The sequence below is a fragment of the Aeromonas sp. HMWF015 genome (assembly GCF_963878965.1).
GTDB lineage: Bacteria > Pseudomonadota > Gammaproteobacteria > Enterobacterales > Aeromonadaceae > Aeromonas > Aeromonas veronii.
This window is the reverse complement of sequence record NZ_CAWNZT010000261.1, coordinates 1-922: the sequence shown is the minus strand read 5'-3', so window position 1 is coordinate 922 and position 922 is coordinate 1. Positions and strand designations below refer to the sequence as shown.

Annotated in this window: 1 protein-coding gene; it reads right to left on the bottom strand. The window is 67.0% G+C overall.

The window, feature by feature from the left end:
• Positions 1–922 (bottom strand): molecular chaperone (yegD, locus tag AACS18_RS13590; RefSeq protein ID WP_258228939.1); only part of this gene is annotated, 922 nt, incomplete at both ends.

Here is a 922-nt window from a genome sequence, read left to right as displayed (position 1 = left end):
ATCTTGCCCTGCTCGGCACGCCATACCAGCTGGTGGCTCAGCTTGTGGGCCCGCAGGTTGGCCAGACGCCCCAGCTTGCTGCCGGGTTGGCTGTCGAGCTGCAGATCCTGCAGCTGGCGGGCGGTGTCGAGGCTGTAGAAGCGGCTCTGGGCGCTGACGTCGTTGATGGCGGCCGCATCCCAGAACAGCGGGTGGGGCAGCGGCTTGCCGGTCTTGAGGGTCTCGTGCATGCCGAGCAGCGGCATCATCCCCTCCACCGTCAGGCGGATATCGAAGTCGTTGCCGCCGATCCGCTGGCCGCTGTGGCCGAGCAGATCACCGCTGCGATCCAGCTGATCGCGGTAGCTGGGGCCCATCCGCAGCATGGAGCAGTCGGTGGTACCGCCACCGATATCCACCACCAGCACCACGGCGTCTTCGGTGAGGCGCGCCTCGAATTCAAACCCGGCGGCCACCGGCTCGTAGAGGAACTCCACCTGCTCGAAACCGGCCAGACGGGCCGCCTCGGTCAGGATGGCGATAGCTTGCTGGTTGCTCTCTTCCCCCGCCAGCCCCTGGAAGTTGACCGGGCGGCCGATCACCGCCTGGCGGATCGGGGCGCCGAGCTGCTGCTCCGCCTGCTGGCGAACGTGGAGCATCATGGCGCAGACGATATCTTCAAACAGGGCGATCTGGGGGGCCTTGAGGCCATAGGCGCCGAGGAAGGATTTCGGCGATTTGATGTAGTAGCCGTCGTCCGGCTCTTCCAGATAGCGCTCCAGCGCCGCGGAGCCGAAGCTGAGCTCGTCGATCAGTCCCTCTTCGCGCATCTGGCGGCGAACCGTCTGGGCGCGGGTGACCACGGGGCCACGCAGCTTGAGGTACTCCGCCTGCTGGGCGGGTGCCAGCCCTTCGGCCAACAGACCGGCGACAGCATCCCGGT